14 protein-coding genes are annotated in these 15,957 nt (G+C 72.0%); 3 read left to right on the top strand and 11 right to left on the bottom strand.

Annotation, left to right across the window (positions count from 1 at the left end; translation table 11 throughout):
• Positions 1-22: 22 nt before the first annotated feature.
• The gene (pcaB, locus tag EKG83_RS10165) at positions 23-1,387 is read left to right on the top strand and encodes a 3-carboxy-cis,cis-muconate cycloisomerase (RefSeq protein ID WP_033435184.1); all 1,365 of its coding nucleotides are present in this window, start codon (positions 23-25) and stop codon (positions 1,385-1,387) included.
• 43 nt (positions 1,388-1,430) lie between these two features.
• Here pcaB and EKG83_RS10160 read toward each other — a convergent pair whose 3' ends face one another.
• On the bottom strand, positions 1,431-2,279 hold the full coding sequence (locus EKG83_RS10160; RefSeq protein WP_033435185.1) for an NAD-dependent epimerase/dehydratase family protein: 849 nt from the start codon (positions 2,277-2,279) through the stop codon (positions 1,431-1,433).
• A gap of 76 nt (positions 2,280-2,355) precedes the next feature.
• Entirely contained in the window at positions 2,356-3,567 is a 1,212-nt protein-coding gene (locus EKG83_RS10155) for an MFS transporter (RefSeq protein WP_051766901.1), read from the bottom strand.
• A 32-nt stretch (positions 3,568-3,599) separates the two neighbouring features.
• Here EKG83_RS10155 and pdxR point away from each other — a divergent pair, with 32 nt between their 5' ends.
• Entirely contained in the window at positions 3,600-4,988 is a 1,389-nt protein-coding gene (gene pdxR / locus EKG83_RS10150; protein WP_051766902.1) for a MocR-like pyridoxine biosynthesis transcription factor PdxR, read from the top strand.
• Here the strand turns inward: pdxR and EKG83_RS10145 are convergent.
• The 3 genes from EKG83_RS10145 to EKG83_RS10135 all read right to left on the bottom strand — a co-directional run bounded on the left by EKG83_RS10145 (position 4,946) and on the right by EKG83_RS10135 (position 7,417).
• Positions 4,946-5,719: a helix-turn-helix transcriptional regulator gene (locus EKG83_RS10145; protein WP_051766903.1), complete on the bottom strand. Its 774-nt coding sequence runs from the start codon at positions 5,717-5,719 to the stop codon at positions 4,946-4,948. The two genes, pdxR and EKG83_RS10145, sit on opposite strands and share 43 nt — an antisense overlap.
• A 238-nt stretch (positions 5,720-5,957) precedes the next feature.
• Positions 5,958-6,578, bottom strand: coding sequence for a pentapeptide repeat-containing protein (locus EKG83_RS10140; protein ID WP_153277987.1), 621 nt, complete (start codon positions 6,576-6,578; stop codon positions 5,958-5,960).
• Between the two features lie 92 nt (positions 6,579-6,670).
• On the bottom strand, positions 6,671-7,417 hold the full coding sequence (locus EKG83_RS10135) for an HpcH/HpaI aldolase family protein (protein ID WP_051766905.1): 747 nt from the start codon (positions 7,415-7,417) through the stop codon (positions 6,671-6,673).
• A gap of 215 nt (positions 7,418-7,632) precedes the next feature.
• Here EKG83_RS10135 and EKG83_RS10130 point away from each other — a divergent pair, with 215 nt between their 5' ends.
• Positions 7,633-8,760 (top strand): M23 family metallopeptidase, encoded by a 1,128-nt coding sequence (locus EKG83_RS10130; RefSeq protein WP_170191960.1) that lies wholly within the window; start codon positions 7,633-7,635, stop codon positions 8,758-8,760.
• A 23-nt stretch (positions 8,761-8,783) separates the two neighbouring features.
• Here EKG83_RS10130 and EKG83_RS10125 read toward each other — a convergent pair whose 3' ends face one another.
• The 6 genes from EKG83_RS10125 to EKG83_RS10100 form a co-directional block, all read right to left on the bottom strand.
• Positions 8,784-10,328 carry a nucleotidyl transferase AbiEii/AbiGii toxin family protein gene (locus EKG83_RS10125; protein WP_033435186.1) on the bottom strand — a complete coding sequence of 515 codons (1,545 nt, stop codon included), beginning with the start codon at positions 10,326-10,328 and terminating at the stop codon, positions 8,784-8,786.
• A gap of 66 nt (positions 10,329-10,394) precedes the next feature.
• The gene (locus EKG83_RS10120) at positions 10,395-10,778 is read right to left on the bottom strand and encodes a hypothetical protein (protein WP_153277986.1); all 384 of its coding nucleotides are present in this window, start codon (positions 10,776-10,778) and stop codon (positions 10,395-10,397) included.
• A gap of 268 nt (positions 10,779-11,046) precedes the next feature.
• Complete coding sequence (locus EKG83_RS10115) at positions 11,047-12,486, bottom strand: non-reducing end alpha-L-arabinofuranosidase family hydrolase (protein ID WP_228122552.1); 1,440 nt, start codon at positions 12,484-12,486, stop codon at positions 11,047-11,049.
• A gap of 516 nt (positions 12,487-13,002) precedes the next feature.
• Entirely contained in the window at positions 13,003-13,755 is a 753-nt protein-coding gene (locus EKG83_RS10110; RefSeq protein ID WP_153277985.1) for a HEAT repeat domain-containing protein, read from the bottom strand.
• Positions 13,756-14,057: 302 nt separating this feature from the next.
• Entirely contained in the window at positions 14,058-14,354 is a 297-nt protein-coding gene (locus EKG83_RS10105; protein WP_153277984.1) for a hypothetical protein, read from the bottom strand.
• Between the two features lie 1,260 nt (positions 14,355-15,614).
• Complete coding sequence (locus EKG83_RS10100; protein WP_153277983.1) at positions 15,615-15,800, bottom strand: hypothetical protein; 186 nt, start codon at positions 15,798-15,800, stop codon at positions 15,615-15,617.
• Positions 15,801-15,957 lie beyond the last annotated feature (157 nt).

The raw sequence follows: 15,957 nt of genomic DNA, 5'->3' as shown, positions 1-15,957 counted from the left end.
CGACCGAACGAGGAGGTTCACCATGCACGCCGACACCGGCCTGCTCTCGCCCGGCTGGGCGGACACCGCGCCGGACGACCTGCTGGGCGACCGGGCCTGGCTGGAGGCGATGATCGCCTTCGAGGTCGCCCTGGCCAGGGTGCAGGCCGAGGCCGGGGTGGTGCCGCCCGGCACCGCGGAGGCCATCGCCGAGGCGGGCGACCCCGAGCGGTTCGACTGGGCCGCGCTGGTGCGGGGCGTCCGGGAGACCGGCAACCCGGTGGTGGGGTTCGTCGGCCAGCTGACCGACCTGGTGCGCCGGGTCGACCCGACCGCCGCCGAGCACGTGCACCTGGGCGGTACGAGCCAGGACGTGCTCGACACGGCCGCGATGCTGGTGGTGCGCAACGCGTTCGAGCGCGTGCGCGACGACCTGCGGAGCACCGCGGGGGCACTGGCCGGGCACGTGCGGGCGCACCGGGGCTCGGTGATGGCGGGCCGCACGCTGACCCAGCACGCGGTGCCGATCACGTTCGGGCTCAAGGCCGCCGGGTGGCTGTCCGGGGTGCTCGACGCCCTGGACCGGGTCGAGCGGGTGCTCGACGGCGGCCTGCCGGTGTCCCTGGGCGGCGCGGCGGGCACGCTGGCCGCCTACGCCGAGTTCGGCCCGGCCCGGGTGCTGGACCTGGTGGGGCCGCTGGCCGCCGAACTCGGCCTGGCGGCCCCCGACGTGCCCTGGCACAGCACCCGCACGCCCGTCGCCGACGTCGCCGCGGCCCTGGCGGTGGTCGGCGGCGCGCTCGGCCGCATCGCGGTGGACGTGGCGGTGCTGACGCGCACCGAGGTCGGCGAGGTCGCCGAGGGGTCGGCGCCCGGTCGGGGCGCGTCGTCGGCCATGCCGCAGAAGCGCAACCCGGTGCGCAGCACCGCCATCGCCGCCGCGGCGCGGCAGGTGCCCGGCCTGGTGGCCGTGCTGCACCAGTGCGCGGTCGTGGAGGACGAGCGGTCGGCGGGCGGCTGGCACGCCGAGTGGCAGCCGCTGCGGGAAGCGCTGCGGCTGGTGTGCGGCGCGGCGCGCAACGCGGCCGCGCTGACCTCGGAGCTGGTCGTGTTCCCCGAGCGGATGCGGCGCAACGCCGAGCTGACCGGCGGGGCGATCGTGTCCGAGCGGCTGGGCGCGGTGCTCGCGCCGGTCCTGGGCAAGGCCGAGGCCAAGGCCGTGCTGGCCGAGGCGACGGCCGCGACCGCCGACCGGCCGGAGCGCCTGCCCGAGGTGCTGGCGGCGGCGCTGCGCGAGCGCGGCCACGAGCGGGGCGCCGACCACTGGCGCGCCCTGTGCGACCCGGCGGGCTACACCGGGGCCGCCGAAGCCCTGGCCGACCGGGTCCTGCGCCGCTACGGCACCTGAGCCCGCCGCGGCGGTCCGGGGTGGCCCCCGGACCGCCGCGTGCTCATCCCAGCTCGGCGAAACCCTTGCGCCACGACGGGAAGCGCGGCTCCCAGCCGCGACCGCGGGCCAGGGCGTTGCGCGCGCCGCGCTCCCACGGCGCCCGACCGGTGACCCGCCGCGGCGCCGGCGCGCCCACCGCCGCGGCGAACACCGGGGCCCACTCGTGGGCGGTGGCGGGCTCGTCGTCCACCACGTTGACCGGACCGGACGGCCAGTCCAGCGCGGCGACGGTGGCCGCGGCGGCGTCGTCGACGTGCACGAACGACGTGACGCCCTCGTTGGCGGTGAACTCGCCCGCCCGGAACTTGCGGCCGAACAGGTCGTCGGGGCCGTACCAGGTGCCGGGCCCGTAGAACGCGCCGAACCGCAGCACGACGTGCTCGGCCAGCTCCGCGACCGCGGTCTCCAGGGCGTGCACGCCGCCCACGGACACCGACCGCGGCTCGCCCGCCGACAGGTCCAGCGGCGTGCCCTCGTCGGCCGGGGCGTCACCGGGTTCGTAGGCCCACGCGATGGACTGCGCCACGATCCGCCGCACGCCCGCCGCCCCGGCGGCGTCCACCAGGTTGCGGGTGCCCTCGCGGCGGACGAGCGCGTTGTCCACCGGAGACCCGCCGGACAGCGCGGTGAGCTGGTGCACGACGACGTCGGGTGCGGCGGCGGCCACCGCGGCGATCAGGGCGTCGCGGTCGAACACGTCGACCGGCACGCCGGTGGCGCCCAGGTCGCGCAGCAGCGCCACGCCCCGCTCGGTCCGGGTCGTGCCGGTCACCTGGTGCCCGGCCGCGCGCAGCAGCGGGACGAGGCGTCGGCCGATCGCGCCGGTCGCGCCGGCAACGAAGATCCGCATGGTGGGCAGCTCTCTCCTTGTTGTATGCCTTTTGTCCCGGTGCCTTTCGCCCCGGCGCCCTTTTCGGTGTGGTGCCTCAGGTCAGCACCGGGGTGATCCGGCGGTCGGTGACCCACAGCGCGCCCGCCAGCAGGGCCAGCACGCCGCCCGCGACGCACACGCCCGGCCAGCCCGCGCGCTGCACCAGCAGCACCGCCAGTCCCCCGCCCAGCGCGCCGCCCAGGAAGTAGGAGGTCATGTACGCGGTGGTCACCCGCGACCGGACCGCGTCGGGGTAGGTGTAGATCCGGGTCTGGTTGAGCACGTGCACGCCCTGCACGCCGATGTCGAGCAGCACGATCCCCACCAGCAGCGGCACGAGCAGCGTCGCGCCGGCGGCGTTGGCCGCCCAGGCCACCGCCAGCAGCAGCACGAGCACCCCGGTCACCGGGTGCGCCAGGCCGCGGTCCAGCAGCCGGCCCGACACCTGCGCGCACAGCACGCCCGCCGCGCCGATCAGGCCGAACATGCCGATGACGGTGGACGAGTAGCCGTAGGGCTCCTCCGACAGCAGGAACGGCAGCGACGTCCACAGCAGCTGGAACGAGGCGAAACCGAGCAGCCCGAAGGCCATGCGGCGGCGCAGGAACCGCTCCGAGCGCACGAGCGCGACCACGGACAGCAGCAGTTGGGGGTAGCTCGCGCCGCGCCGCGCGGGCAGGTCGGGCAGCGCCACCCGCATCACCGCGGCCAGCAGCGCCAGCAGCACGGCGGCGCCGGCGTAGACCGCCCGCCACCCGGCCGCGTCGCCCAGCGCCCCGGAGGCGGTGCGGGCCAGCAGCACGCCCAGGAACAGGCCGGTCATCAGCGTGCCGACGGCCTTGCCGCGCTCCTGCGGGCGGGCCAGCGTGGCGGCGAGCTGGATCAGGACGTTGATGGTGGTGCTGGCCAGGCCCACCACCGCCAGGCACGCCAGCAGCACGGCGGGCCCGCCGGCCAGCGCCGTCGCGGCCAGCGCCACCGCGCCCGCGGCGAGCATGGTGACCACGAGCGCCCGCTGGGCGACCAGGTCGCCCAGCGGCACCAGCAGCACCAGCCCGACCGCGTAGCCGACCTGCGTCACCACGACGCCGGACCCGACCGCGCCGGGCGCGACGCCGAAGTCCCGCGCGAGGTCGGGCAGCAGCGGCTGGATGTAGTAGAGGTTGGCCACGACCACGCCGCACGCGACGGCCATGAGCAGCATCAGCGAGCGACGCAGCCCCGCGCCCGGCGCGGCCTGCGTCCCGGTGGGGGTCGGCGAGGTCACGCCCTTACGCTAGCGGCCTTTGGTACACGACAATGGTCCAAGTGAGCACCCGTGGCGATGGACCAAGTTCACCGACCCCCGACCTGTTCATCGACGTCGACCGGCCCGGCGGGCTGCGGCACGCCGTCGAGCACGCGCTGCGCGAGGCGGTCCGGTCCGGTCGCCTGGCCACCGGCACCCGGCTGCCCTCCACCCGCGACCTGGCCGACCGGCTCGGCCTGTCCCGCGGCACCGTCACCCAGGCGTACTCGCAGCTGGTCGCGGAGGGCTGGCTGACCGCCGCGGCCGGCGCGGGCACCAGGGTGGCCGGCGCCGCGGTCCCGGTGCCGGGGCGCACCGCGCCGCGTCCCGCCGAGGCCGCGCCCCGGCACGACCTGCTCCCCGGCCGGCCGGACGTCTCGGCGTTCCCCCGCGGGGCCTGGGCGCGGGCGGTGGCGCGGGTCGTGCGCGAGGCGCCCACCGAGGTCTTCGGCTACGCCGACCCGCGCGGCCGCCCGGAGCTGCGCGACGCCCTGGCCGGCTACCTGGCCCGGGTGCGCGGCGTCCGGGTCGACCCCGCCAACCTGGTGATCTGCTCCGGCTACACGCAGGCGCTCAACCTGCTGGCCCGCGCCCTCGCCGGCCGCGGCGCCGGCACGGCGGCGGTGGAGGACCCCGCGATGCCCGACCACGTGGCGATCCTGGCCGAGCGGATGCGGGTGCTCGACGCGCCCGTCGACGGCGACGGCATGGTCCTGGACGCGGTGAGCGGCGCGGACGTGGTGGTGTGCACGCCGGCCCACCAGTTCCCGCTGGGGGTGAGCATGTCCCCGGAGCGCCGGGCCCGGCTGCTCGCGTCGCGCCGCACGTGGGTGGTCGAGGACGACTACGACGGCGAGTTCCGCTACGACCGCCGCCCGGTGGGCGCGTTGCAGCCGCACGCGCCCGACCGGGTCGCCTACGTCGGTTCCACCAGCAAGTCCCTGGGCCCGGCCGTGCGGCTGGGCTGGATCGCCTGCCCGCCCGCGCTGGTCGACGACGTGGTGGCCGCCAAGCGCCTCGCCGACCGGCAGACCCCGCCGCTCGACCAGCTCGCGCTCGCGGACCTGATCACCTCCGGCGGCTACGACCGGCACCTGCGGGCGGCCCGGCTCGCCTACCGGCGGCGACGCGACCTGTTCACGGCCAGGACCGCCGAACGCGTGCCGACCGCGCGCGTGCTCGGCATCGCCGCGGGCCTGCACGCCATCCTGGAGCTGCCCGGCGCGCGGGAGGCGGAGCTGACCGCCCGGCTGCGCGCGGCGTCGGTGAGCGTGCAGCCGCTGAGCGCCTACAGCCGTACCGCCGCAATGCGCCCGCCCAGCCTGGTCGTCGGGTACGCCACGCCACCCGGCCACGCCTACTCCGCCGCGATCGACGCGCTGCTGGCCGCCGTCGCGTGACCGCGGACCAGCCCCAGCCGGGCGGCCAGCACCCCGGCGTGGAACCGCGACCGCGCGGCCAACCCGGTCATCAGGTCGGCCACGTGCCGCCGGTAGGTGCGCACCGACAACCCCATCCGCCGCGCGGCCACCTCGTCGATGTACCCGGCGCACAGCAGTTCCAGCACCTGCCGCGACGCGCTGCCCTCGGGCCAGGCCAGCTCCGCCCGCCGCACCGCCCGCAGGTCGACCGCGTCCTCCCACACGGCCCGCGACAGCGCCCGGACCGCGCCGACCACTGCCCGGTCGCGCACCACCGCCAGGCCGCCGCCGGTGGCCACGAGCGCGACCCGGTCGTCCACCAGGGTCATCGTCGGCAGCGCCGAGCCGTGCACCCGGACGTCCACGTCGGGCAGCGCCCCGAACACGTCCTCCACGACGAGGTCCCGCGCGACCACCACGCGGGCCCGCCGGTTGCCGTCCAGCAGCACCGCCTGCAACCGCTGGAACTCCCGCAGCCCGTCGGGCAGCGGGAAGGTGGCGTAGTTGGTCCACACCTCGGGTAATCGCCGCGCGGCCTGGCGGACGAGCCGGTCGACCACCTCCTCCACCGGTTCGTCCTCCACACCGGTGCCCGGGAACCGGTCCACGAGGTCGGCGAGGCGGTCGACGTGGAAGCGCATGGTCGCCAACTCGGACGAGGAGGACGGGCGGCGGGAGAAGGGCACGACGGGGCTGTTCAGGTTGGTCACGACTGGCTCCGGGGTTTCGGGTGCGGCCCACTTCCGGGCCGGGTTCGGCCGAGTTTCACCACGCCGCTGAACCCGCCCTCGCCACCGCCTTGCACACCCCTTGCCGGCCGCAAAAACCCCGACCTCAACCGCACCCCGAGGCGTTACGGACCGATTACGGCACCGCGCAGCCCGCCCCAGCCGCGCACGTCGACACCGGACGCGTTCCCCCTGCGCTGGGCGGGGACGCGGTTCACCCCTACTGCGGTGCGACTCGCGGCGGCGGTAATCGCAGGCCGGTGGGCGCCGGGGTGCCCGACGGCCACGGTTCGGGCCTCGTGGGCGGTCGTGCCGGATCGACCTTCTCCAGGTCGACGACACCCCCGCTGAACCTGGCGTTCTCAAAGGAGATCCCGCCCTCGACGAACCGGGCACCGTCGAACGAGACGAATGCCTCACCAGCAAATGTCGCTTCGTCGAACGACAGCCGCCCGATGATCGTGGCACCGGCGAAGGTGACGACACCGGTGCCGGTGAACGTCGCACCGACGAAGTCGCCACCGTCGAAGACGGCGCCGGTGAAGTCGAAGTCGTGGCCGCGCCAGGTGCGCGGATCGCTGTCGAGCAGGACCTTGGCGTCCTCCCGGTAGACCTCCACCTCGTCGAGGCGCTGCCGCCGATAGGCCACGGCCAACGCCACCACCGCCCCGACACCGCCCACGACCGCCAGCACGACCTTCACCGCCTCCAGCCGGTCTCGGACCTCCCACTCCGTCGCCGTCGACGCGCCGAGCACCCCGACGGCCGGTCCTCCCAGCACACCCCACAGCAGCAGACCCACCACACCGGCCACCACCACGGCCGCCCCCAGCAGCAACACCACGTGAACCCAGAGCGGAATCCCGGGCGCACGCGGCCGAATCCCAGCCCCGACGAAGCAGGCGCCAGCGGGGTCGCCGCAGCCGGCCGTGATCAGCGCAGCTTCGCCGCGGCAGCCGCTTCGCCCGCACTCCGCGCGATCATCGCCAGGTCGTCGACCGCGGCGATCATCGTGAACCCCGCCGCCCGAAGAGGCCCGACGCGTTCCACCGCCCCCGCGTACGCACCCGCCACCAGGCCATTGGCCCGACAGGCGCGAACCACCCGCCGAAGCGGGGCGTCCTCACCACCATCGGCCAGCAACTCGGCCACCTCCAGCCCCAGCGCCAACGACAGGTCGAACGGACCGACGAAGATGCCGTCCACCCCGTCCACCGCCGCGATGTCGTCGACCGCGTCCAGACCACGCGCCGTCTCGACCATCACCAGGCACAGCACATCCGCGTTCGCCCGCTCCGGCACCGGGACCGTCACCGCGTCGGCGGACCGGATCGGCCCGAAACTGCGGGTACCCCGCGGCGCGAACCGCGCCGCCGCGGCAGCCGCCCGCGCCTGCTCGACACCGTCGACCATGGGCACGATGACCCCGTCGGCCCCGCTGTCCAAAGCCCTGCCGATCAGCTCGGGCCGGTTCCAGGCCACCCGGACGAAAGCCGGCACACCCGCCGCACGCACGGCCGCGATCAGATCGGTGTTCTCCCGCCCACCGGCGGCACCACCGTGCTGCTCGTCCACGCACGCCCAGTCGAACCCACCACCGGCGGCCGCCCGGACCACCCGCCCATCGGTGCACCCGACCCACAACCCCGTACCGAGCGTGTTCCGGCTGGTGCGGGTCATGGTGCCTCCCGTGGTAGTGGGCGAAGCGCAGATCATGGCAGAGACCAGGATTCGTCAGTAACCCACGAACACCCCCAATTGGAGGTCAACAGGTAACCAACATTGCCAATAGGCTCGCCAACCGCGACGTACCCAGACCCGGGAGGACAGCCATGACGAGCACGCCCCGCACCACAAGGTGGTCGCGAGCGCTGACACCCGTCATCGCCGCCGTAGTGCTGTTACCCCTCGGCCCACCGGCCCAAGCCGCCGCACGCCCCGCCTTCCAGGCCCCGTTCCAGTGCGGGCGCCAGATCCGGATGGAGTCCTTCGGCCACGCCCCCGCACTGGACATCTTCCGGGTACCGACCTCGGCGACGGAGGGCGAACCCCTTATCGCACCGGCAGCAGGACGGGTCAACCAGTCGTACAGCAACCCCTCCGGAGCCGGGAACATCATCCAGATCGACCACGGCGGCGGCTGGTTCACCACCTACATCCACCTGCAGTCCCGCGCGGTCGGCGTAGGCGCCCAGGTGGCCGCGGGCACGCCGATCGGCCGCGTCGGGCACACCGGCGAGACGTCGAACGGCGTGTCGCACCTGCACTTCGAGATGGCCGTAGACCGCAACGGCGACGGCCGGGCGGAGTGGGGCTACCCCAACGACGAACGCGTGGCCCCCGTGTTCAACGGGGTGACCTACGGCCAGTCGAACAACGGCACGTGGTACGTCACCAGCGCCAACTGCGGCACCCGCCCGGACGGCCCGGGGCTGTTCCGCCCGAGCACCAAGACCTGGTACCGCCCCGGCGCCGCAATGCTCACCGGATGGGGCGAACCCGGCGACATCGCCCTGGCGGGCGACTGGAACGGCGACGGTATCGACGAACCAGGCGTCTTCCGTCCGTCCACGAAGACCTGGTACCGCGTCGGCGCGGCAATGCTGACCGGCTGGGGTGAACCAGGCGACCAACCCATCGTCGGCGACTGGAACGGCGACGGCACCGACGAACCCGGCGTCTTCCGCCCGTCCACCAAAACCTGGTACCGCCACGGCGCCACCCTGCTCACCGGGTGGGGCGACGAAGGCGACATCGCCCTGGCAGGCGACTGGAACGGCGACGGTATCGACGAACCAGGCGTGTTCCGCCCATCGACCAAAACCTGGTACCGCCCCGGCGCCGCAATGCTCACCGGCTGGGGCGAACCAGGCGACCAACCCATCGCCGGCGACTGGAACGGCGACGGCACCGACGAACCCGGCGTCTTCCGCCCCAGCACCAAGACCTGGTACCGCCACGGCGCCGTCATGGCCGAGAACTGGGGCGAGGTCGGCGACCAGCCGATCGCCGGCTCCTTCTGAGCAACCGCGGACGCGTCACCGGCTCACGAGCGGCCCAGCGCGTCCGCGAGCCTGCGCAGCCACGGCCCGGCGTCGCCGTCGACGCCGGGCAGCTCGGCGCGGAAGTTCTCCCAGTCGACGTGGAGGTCGAGCACGGACGCCCAGGTGAAGTCGTCCGCCCCGGCACCGAGTTCGGGGCGGATCAGCTCACGGACGAGATCCAGCGACGTCGAGGTGCGCTCGGCGAGCAGCACGGCGTCGTACAGGTCCTTGCCCTGCGGGTACATGTCGGTCACCAGCCACTGGAGCTTCCACGCCAGCGACAGGGCGGGCGACGCCGCGAGCACCCGCGTGCCCAGCGGCGGGACCTCGACGGTGACCGGCGCGTCGGGCAGGTCCTCGTTGAACACCAGGTCCACCTGCACCGCCCCCCGCGGCAGGCCGTCGACGTCGAACGGGAACACCAGCCGCCGGCCCGGCACCCGCTCGTAGGTCCAGATGTGCTCGGCCACCACCCGGTCGGCGCGCAGGCCCGGACCGGAATCGGCGGCGACGGCGGCCACCAGGCCCTCCAGCATCGCCCGCGCCTGCGGCCCGTCCGGGGCGAAGGTCTTCGGCACCACCACGAAGTCCAGGTCGCCGGGTTCGCGGGCGAGTTCGCCGAGCCAGGCGCGCAGCGCGACGCTGCCGCGCAGCACCAGGTTCCCCGCCCACGGCGAGGCGGCCAGGACCGCGAGCACGTGCGCCATCGCGGCCCGTCGGGCGGCCGACCAGCGGGAGCCTTCCGCCGGGTCGCCGAACACCGGCTCACCAGCCCGGAAGGCGTGGTCGAAGTGCTTGAGCGCCGGGTCGAACACCCGGTGCTGCCGGACGTCGCGCCCCTCGGCCACCAGCGGCCGGAAGGTCGACGGCAGACCGCGGCCCCGGGACGTCGCGCTGCCGAGCAGGTCGTCGCGCACGGTCTGCCGATCGCCCCACCGGTTCGCTTCGAGCCACCCGCTGTCGACGTGCAGCGCGTCGTCGTGGACGACGTACTCCTCCTCGACCTCCAGCACCTCATACCCGCCGTCGCGCAGCGCGGCCAGCAGCGCGTCGAGCCGGGCGCGGGCAGTGGCCCGACCCACCCCGCGGCACCGCTGCGTGACGAACCGCTCCTCGTGCCGGCCGCGCCGCCGCCGGGCGTTGCGCGACACGTTCGCGCCGTTGTCGGCGATCGCCCACCTCAACCGGTCGACCGCGGCGCGGTCGTCGGAGGGCAGCAGCACCTTCACGTGGTGCTCGAAGTACAGCTCGTCGGAGGCGTCCAGGTCGGACGCGGGCACCCCCTCGTTCCACGGGGCGGCCTCGATCTTGACCCGGACCACCCGCAGCCCCGCCGCGGCCAGGTCCGCCCGCCACCCCTCGGCCAGGCGGTGCAGGTCCTCCAGCGTGCCGCTGCCCCGCACCGTGAGCATCGGCTGGGAAGGGGTGTCGCCGCGGTTGAGCAGGATGTGGGTGAACTTCGCGCCCCTCCGGGAGGCGAACGCGGCCAGGGCGTCCGCCTCCTCCGCGGAGCCGGTCAGGTGCACCTCGAAATCGCCGGAGAACATGCCCCGGATCCTGTCATCACGGCGCGGACGCCCGAAAACGCCTTTCCGACACCGGCGCCGCGACCGTCAGTAGTGGGCCCGGAGGGTGAAGCTGAGCATCGTCGTCGCCCCGGGGCAGTAGGCCACCGCGGAGGTCCCGAACCGGGTCACCTTGCTGCTGTGGACGCTGCCGTCGCTGCACGACACCGACACGGAGAAACCGGACGCGCCGCCGCCGATCTGGTAGCAGTCCGCCCAGACGGTGGAGTTGCGGCCGGGCGAGTACCGCCAGACGCAGAAGACCGACGCGGCCTCGACCTCACCCTCGGCGGGCTTGAGCGGTGGCACCGGCAGGGTCACCAAATCCCGCTCCACCAAGTCCGCCGACGCCTGCGCGCCCACCACACCGCCCCCGGCCAGTGCCAGGACCATGAACACCACCGACGCGACCCGCTGAACGGTTCTCGACATTGAGTCCCAACCTCTCGAAGTCCGTGAAACCCGATTCGGAGCAAGGATCACCTTCGTCCGGGTCTCCTGGAACAACAGCCACTCGATCGGCCCAGGACTCCCGCAGCCCCGACGTCCGCACACCGAACCCCGTGCCAGGAACCGTGTATCAGACCAGGTAGACGGACATCCACATCCCTCACGACGCGAGCCGGGACCCCAACACGAAGAAACCCGGCCGCAGCTCGCTCGAAGCGGCTGCGGCCGGGCCGGGGGTTGCCCCTCGGGGTCAGCGCTGGAGCGTCAGCACACCCGGTCGGTAGGGCAGCTTGCCGTAGTCACCGCCGGAGCTGGGGCTGCGCCCCTGGTAGAGGAACTGGAGGTTGCAGGGGTCGATGGTCTTGGTCTGGTCGGGGTTGGTGCGGATCAGGTCGCCGTGGCTGATGTCGTTGGTCCAGGTGGCGCCGCTGTTGGCCTTGCCCGCGAACGGGTTGCTCTCGGTGGCGGCCTGCGGGGTCCACGAGCCGCTGAGGCTGTTGGAGGTGAACGACCGGAAGTAGCGGCCGTTGGCCCCGATCGCCTCGACGATCATCAGGTACTGGTTCTGGCCCTGGACCTTGTAGACCTCGACCGCCTCGAACAGGTTGTTCGTCGAGTCGCTCATGATCGTCGTGTACGACGAGCCGAAGTTGCCCGGGAAGTTCCCGATCGGCATGCTGGCCCGGTAGATCTTGCCGTTGTCACCGGCGAAGAACAGGTACATGTTCGTGCCGTCACCGATCAGCGTCTGGTCGATCGGGCCGGTGCCCGAACCGGAGATGCTGCCGGTGAACAGCGGCTGCGCCGCCGACCACCCGTTCGGGTTGGTCGGGTCGTTGGACGTGCGGTAGCTGAACGCGGTCGGCCCCCACTGGTAGGCCAGCACCCAGATGTTCTTCGGGGCGAAGTAGAGCAGCGTCGGCGCCACCGTGCCCGAGTTCATCGCGTTCTGGCTGGCCGAGGCCATGTCCGACCAGTTCGTGAAGGTCCCGAAGTTCATCGACCCCCAGGACGTCCCCGTGTCGTGCGTAGTCGCGTAGACCAGGTGCTTGCCGTTGTACATCACGTGCGTGAAGTCCTTGAGCGACACCCACCCCGACCTCGGGTTCGCCAACGACCCCGTGGACGTCCAGCGGTAGCGCGACGGGAGCGAGCACGTACCACCCTGCGAGGTGGTCGTCGTGGTGGTGGTCGTCGACGTGGTCGTCGTCGTGGAAGTGGTGCTGGACGTGGTGGTCGTCGTAGTCGTGCCACCGGTGCACACCACACCGTTCAGGGCGAAACTGGCAGGACTCGGGTTGCTCCCCGTCCAGGAACCGTTGAACCCGAACGACACCGTGGCACCGGTGGCGATCGACCCGTTGTAGCTGACGTTCTTCGCGGTCACCGCCGCACCGCTCTGCGTCAACGTCGTGTTCCACGACTGCGTCACCGTCTGCCCGGCGCCGAACGACCACGTCAACGTCCACTCGGACACCGGATCACCCAGGTTGGTGATCGACACGTTGGCGCCGAATCCACCCTCCCACTGCGACGCCACGGCGTAGTTCACCGAACAGCCCGCGGCTGCGGCACCGGCCGGCATCGCCACGAGGACCGCCGCCGAAGCCAGCACCACGGCACTCGCCGACGCGGCGGCGACGTTGGCCGCTCTGAACCTGGTCATGAAGCTGCGTCGTTGCACTGACATGACATCTCCTCGTCTGTGGACGTTGGGCAAGCTTCAAACGGCGCTGTCCGCGATCGCAGCCGCCGACGAGAACGGCGATCGACCCGGAATCCGACACCACCCGGCGCAGTTCCCCCACCGCCCGACCCGGAAGTGGAGAGCGCAGCAGGCGGGCCCCTCGCCGCCGACCTCGACCACCGAGCAGCGCCATCGAGCTTCCTCCGAGCTGGTGTGATCCAGGGTTCGCGGTGGACGGCCGAAGTGGCGGCCGATCGACGCGTTCGAGGTCGTCAAGGACGGGTTCCGAGGGCAACGTAGCCACAACCGAAGTCGGACGTCAATGCTAAAATTGTTAGCGCTAACTTGAGCAGCAAACGCTTTCACGCAGTCGAATCGCGATTCGACAAACCTGGTCACCCTCACGACATCGTCGATTTTCGCCCGTTCGGACGAGCATAAGCCCCACCACACCACACCGAGCTTGTGAGCGTGAACATCGCCTTCCCGCCACAACACCCGGCAGCGGTTCGATCAGCGTCACGCCCCACCCGGCGGCAACACCGCACCCAGGAGCCGACGGCTTTCCAGATCCTCGGCGATCCGCACACCGACGTCGTCGCCGGTCGAGCGCATGGCGCCAAGGGCCTCCTGCCAGGCGGGCGTGGCACCGGCCAGGCGCATGACGTGGACCAGCGCCCGGCGGCCGACCGAGCGCTTCCCATCCCGAACGGCTCCGACCAGGACGCCCACCACCTCGTCTCCCAACTCCCCGAGCAGTTCGACCGCCTGATAACGAACCCTCGAACTCGGGTCGCGCAAGGCCAGTGATCCGACCAACCCGACGGTGTCGTCGGAGAGCGCGTCGAGCGCCCCGAGTTCGTGCACCGCGCGGATCCGCTCCGCCTCATCGGCGGTGGACAGCACCTCGACCAGCACCGACTCCCCGCGAGGTGCGACACCCGGCAGATCGGCGGACTCCAGCCAGGCGGCGTACCAGGACAGGAAGTCCTCCTCAGGCCGCAGGCGCGCGGACACACCCGCCCCCACGTCCACCAACCGGCCCGAATGCGGCCCCGTCACCAACAGGACGGTTGCCTCAACCCCGCCCGCATCGACCACCCGCAGCCCCGTGGCCGCCGCGTCGCCCAACTCGACCCGGGCCAGACCACCCGGCAGCTCGACGCTGCGCCACCTGCTGAGCCCTTGAAGCCCGTACCCGGGCCCGACCCCACCGTCCCCCACCGAGCTCAGGAATGCCCGGTAGGGCGGCGGCAACCGAATGCCGTGCACCGCCTCGAAGACCTCGACACGAGCCCCGGACAGCGTCGCCCCCAGGCACCGCCCCCGCGGGGCGCGGAGGTACCCGCGAGGGCGCACCAACGGCCCAGGCCACTTCCGCGCCAGCGCCGACTTGATCTCACCCACCAGCGACGCACACCGGTCCACGGGTCCCGCAACTCTCTTCAGCTCGTCATCGGTTCGAACACTCGACCAGCTTCCTACAACGACAGGTCGTTCAACACACCTGCGCTCGACCTCGACATCCACCCGAATCGACACGGCATCGCCCGCCCGACATCAGCATCGATGATTCATCCCAATGCCTTCGCCAACTGACGAACTTCACGCACCTGCGCTGCGGCCAGGTGCCGAACGTCCCAGAGCAGCGCAGCCGTGTCGGAAGTTTCCCCGGGAAGCTCGCCACTCACGACCGGTTCAGACATCCCGACCAGACCCCCCAAAACCTCGACCGAAATGCCGAGAACAGCAGAAAATCCGCCGAGAAGCTCGGCATCGGGTTCTTCACCCCGCGTCCCACTGCCCCGATCGTCGCCGCTGACGGGTAGACGCCGGACATCAGGTACATGACCTTGGCCGCCGAAGACCACCCCAGATTCCGGAGGGCGAGCACCCTCACGAGAAGAGAGCCGAAACCCGGGGAGGACTGCTCGTAAGGGCGCAGATTCCCCGGGGACGCGGCTCGCGGGAGCAGAGGCAAGGACTGGGCGAGTTCACGCAACCGCTGCCTACCCGAAGCGGGCAGGGACAGAGCGCGACGTACCAGTTCAGGAAGTTCCCGGCCTGCCGCCTCGTCGAAGCGCAACGCGTCGTCCGGAACGGGAATACCTGCCACGAGGTAGAGATCCTGGTCCTGCATCCCGACCTGCTCCGCCAGTCGACGGAGGAACCCCTCACCCGGAGGTTGCCCAGCAGGAATCGGGGAAAGTTCACCTGTCGAAAACTTCCCACTCCGCAGAAGACGATCTTCTCACGCCCGCACGAGACGCGCCAGGAGCACACTTGGCCCGGGGTACACCTGTTCTCCCATCACCACCGCTATATCGCGAGATCCGTCGCCACCCGAGCCCACCCGGAGCAAGCCCCACAAGACCAACCCAACGGGAACATGCGCCATCTCAGCGACCCGGTAGCCCTGCACAGTAATCCCAAGCACCGTCTCCAAAGCTCCAACCGTGCCACCGGAATGCACTGCGCGTGATGTCCAACAATGGAGCGGAACCCGGAAGATCCGTCGGACGGCAATGGCCGGCGAAGTTGCCGATCCTGGAAATCATGCCGCCCGCATCGACGTCGAACGTTCCTGCCACGAGCACACCCACCTTCCACCGGAGATGACCCCGGCGAAATCCCTGCACCTGCCGGAAGAGGTCCCTGGAAGCTTTGGTCGACGCCTCCGCGGAACGGCTCCCAAACCTCATCTCGACAATCGTGCACCAGGTGCCAGGAGGTGGCGTCGACCTTGCCGGTGGTGCCGTCCTGGCCGGTGACGGTCAGCTTGGTAATGTCGCCTTCATCGTCATGGACGATGGTGGTGACGGCCTCACGGTCCGTGGTCTCGCCCGTCTCAGGGTCGGTGGCCTCGACCTCGTCCCCGATCCCGACCTCGGAGATCGGTATGGTCGTGCCGCCGGCCATCAGCACCGGGGTTCCGGCCACGGAGCCGTGCTCGGCTCGATCCCGTGCACGCCGGGGTCATCCTGTGCCGCCCGGAAAGTCATCGCATCTGGTCACAAGGCTTGTCTGTACTCATTGACGGGCTGGTTCACACCGTCGACTGCCGGACCACCCACGTCCACTTCCACGGGACCGGTTGGACCGTGGTCTTCGGCTAACCCCGAATCCGGCAGTCAGTTGGACGAACGACCTTGAACCACGGTGAAACGCTCGCGGCTGACGGCCCGGTCACCGACCCTCAGCCGCGGGGAGGCCCGGTCCGGGTCGTCCAGGGCAGCGCCGGAGGCCGCGTGCCGCTGGAACTCGGCCTCCTGGGCGAAGAACTCGCCACCCGGCACGTTCTGGTCCACCTGCCCCATCGCCGTCAGGCACACGTGTGCGCACTTGACGCGCAGATCAAGTGACCGGAGTTTCCGCCGGCACCGAGAACGCTGCGGCCATGACACCTCCCACCGACGCGGTTCGATCGACAAGTTCGGCACCGCGGCGGCCGGCTTGCAGATCAGACCAGGGATG

The sequence above is a fragment of the Saccharothrix syringae genome, assembly GCF_009498035.1.
Lineage (GTDB): Bacteria > Actinomycetota > Actinomycetes > Mycobacteriales > Pseudonocardiaceae > Actinosynnema > Actinosynnema syringae.
This window is presented reverse-complemented; position numbering and strand designations above follow the sequence as displayed.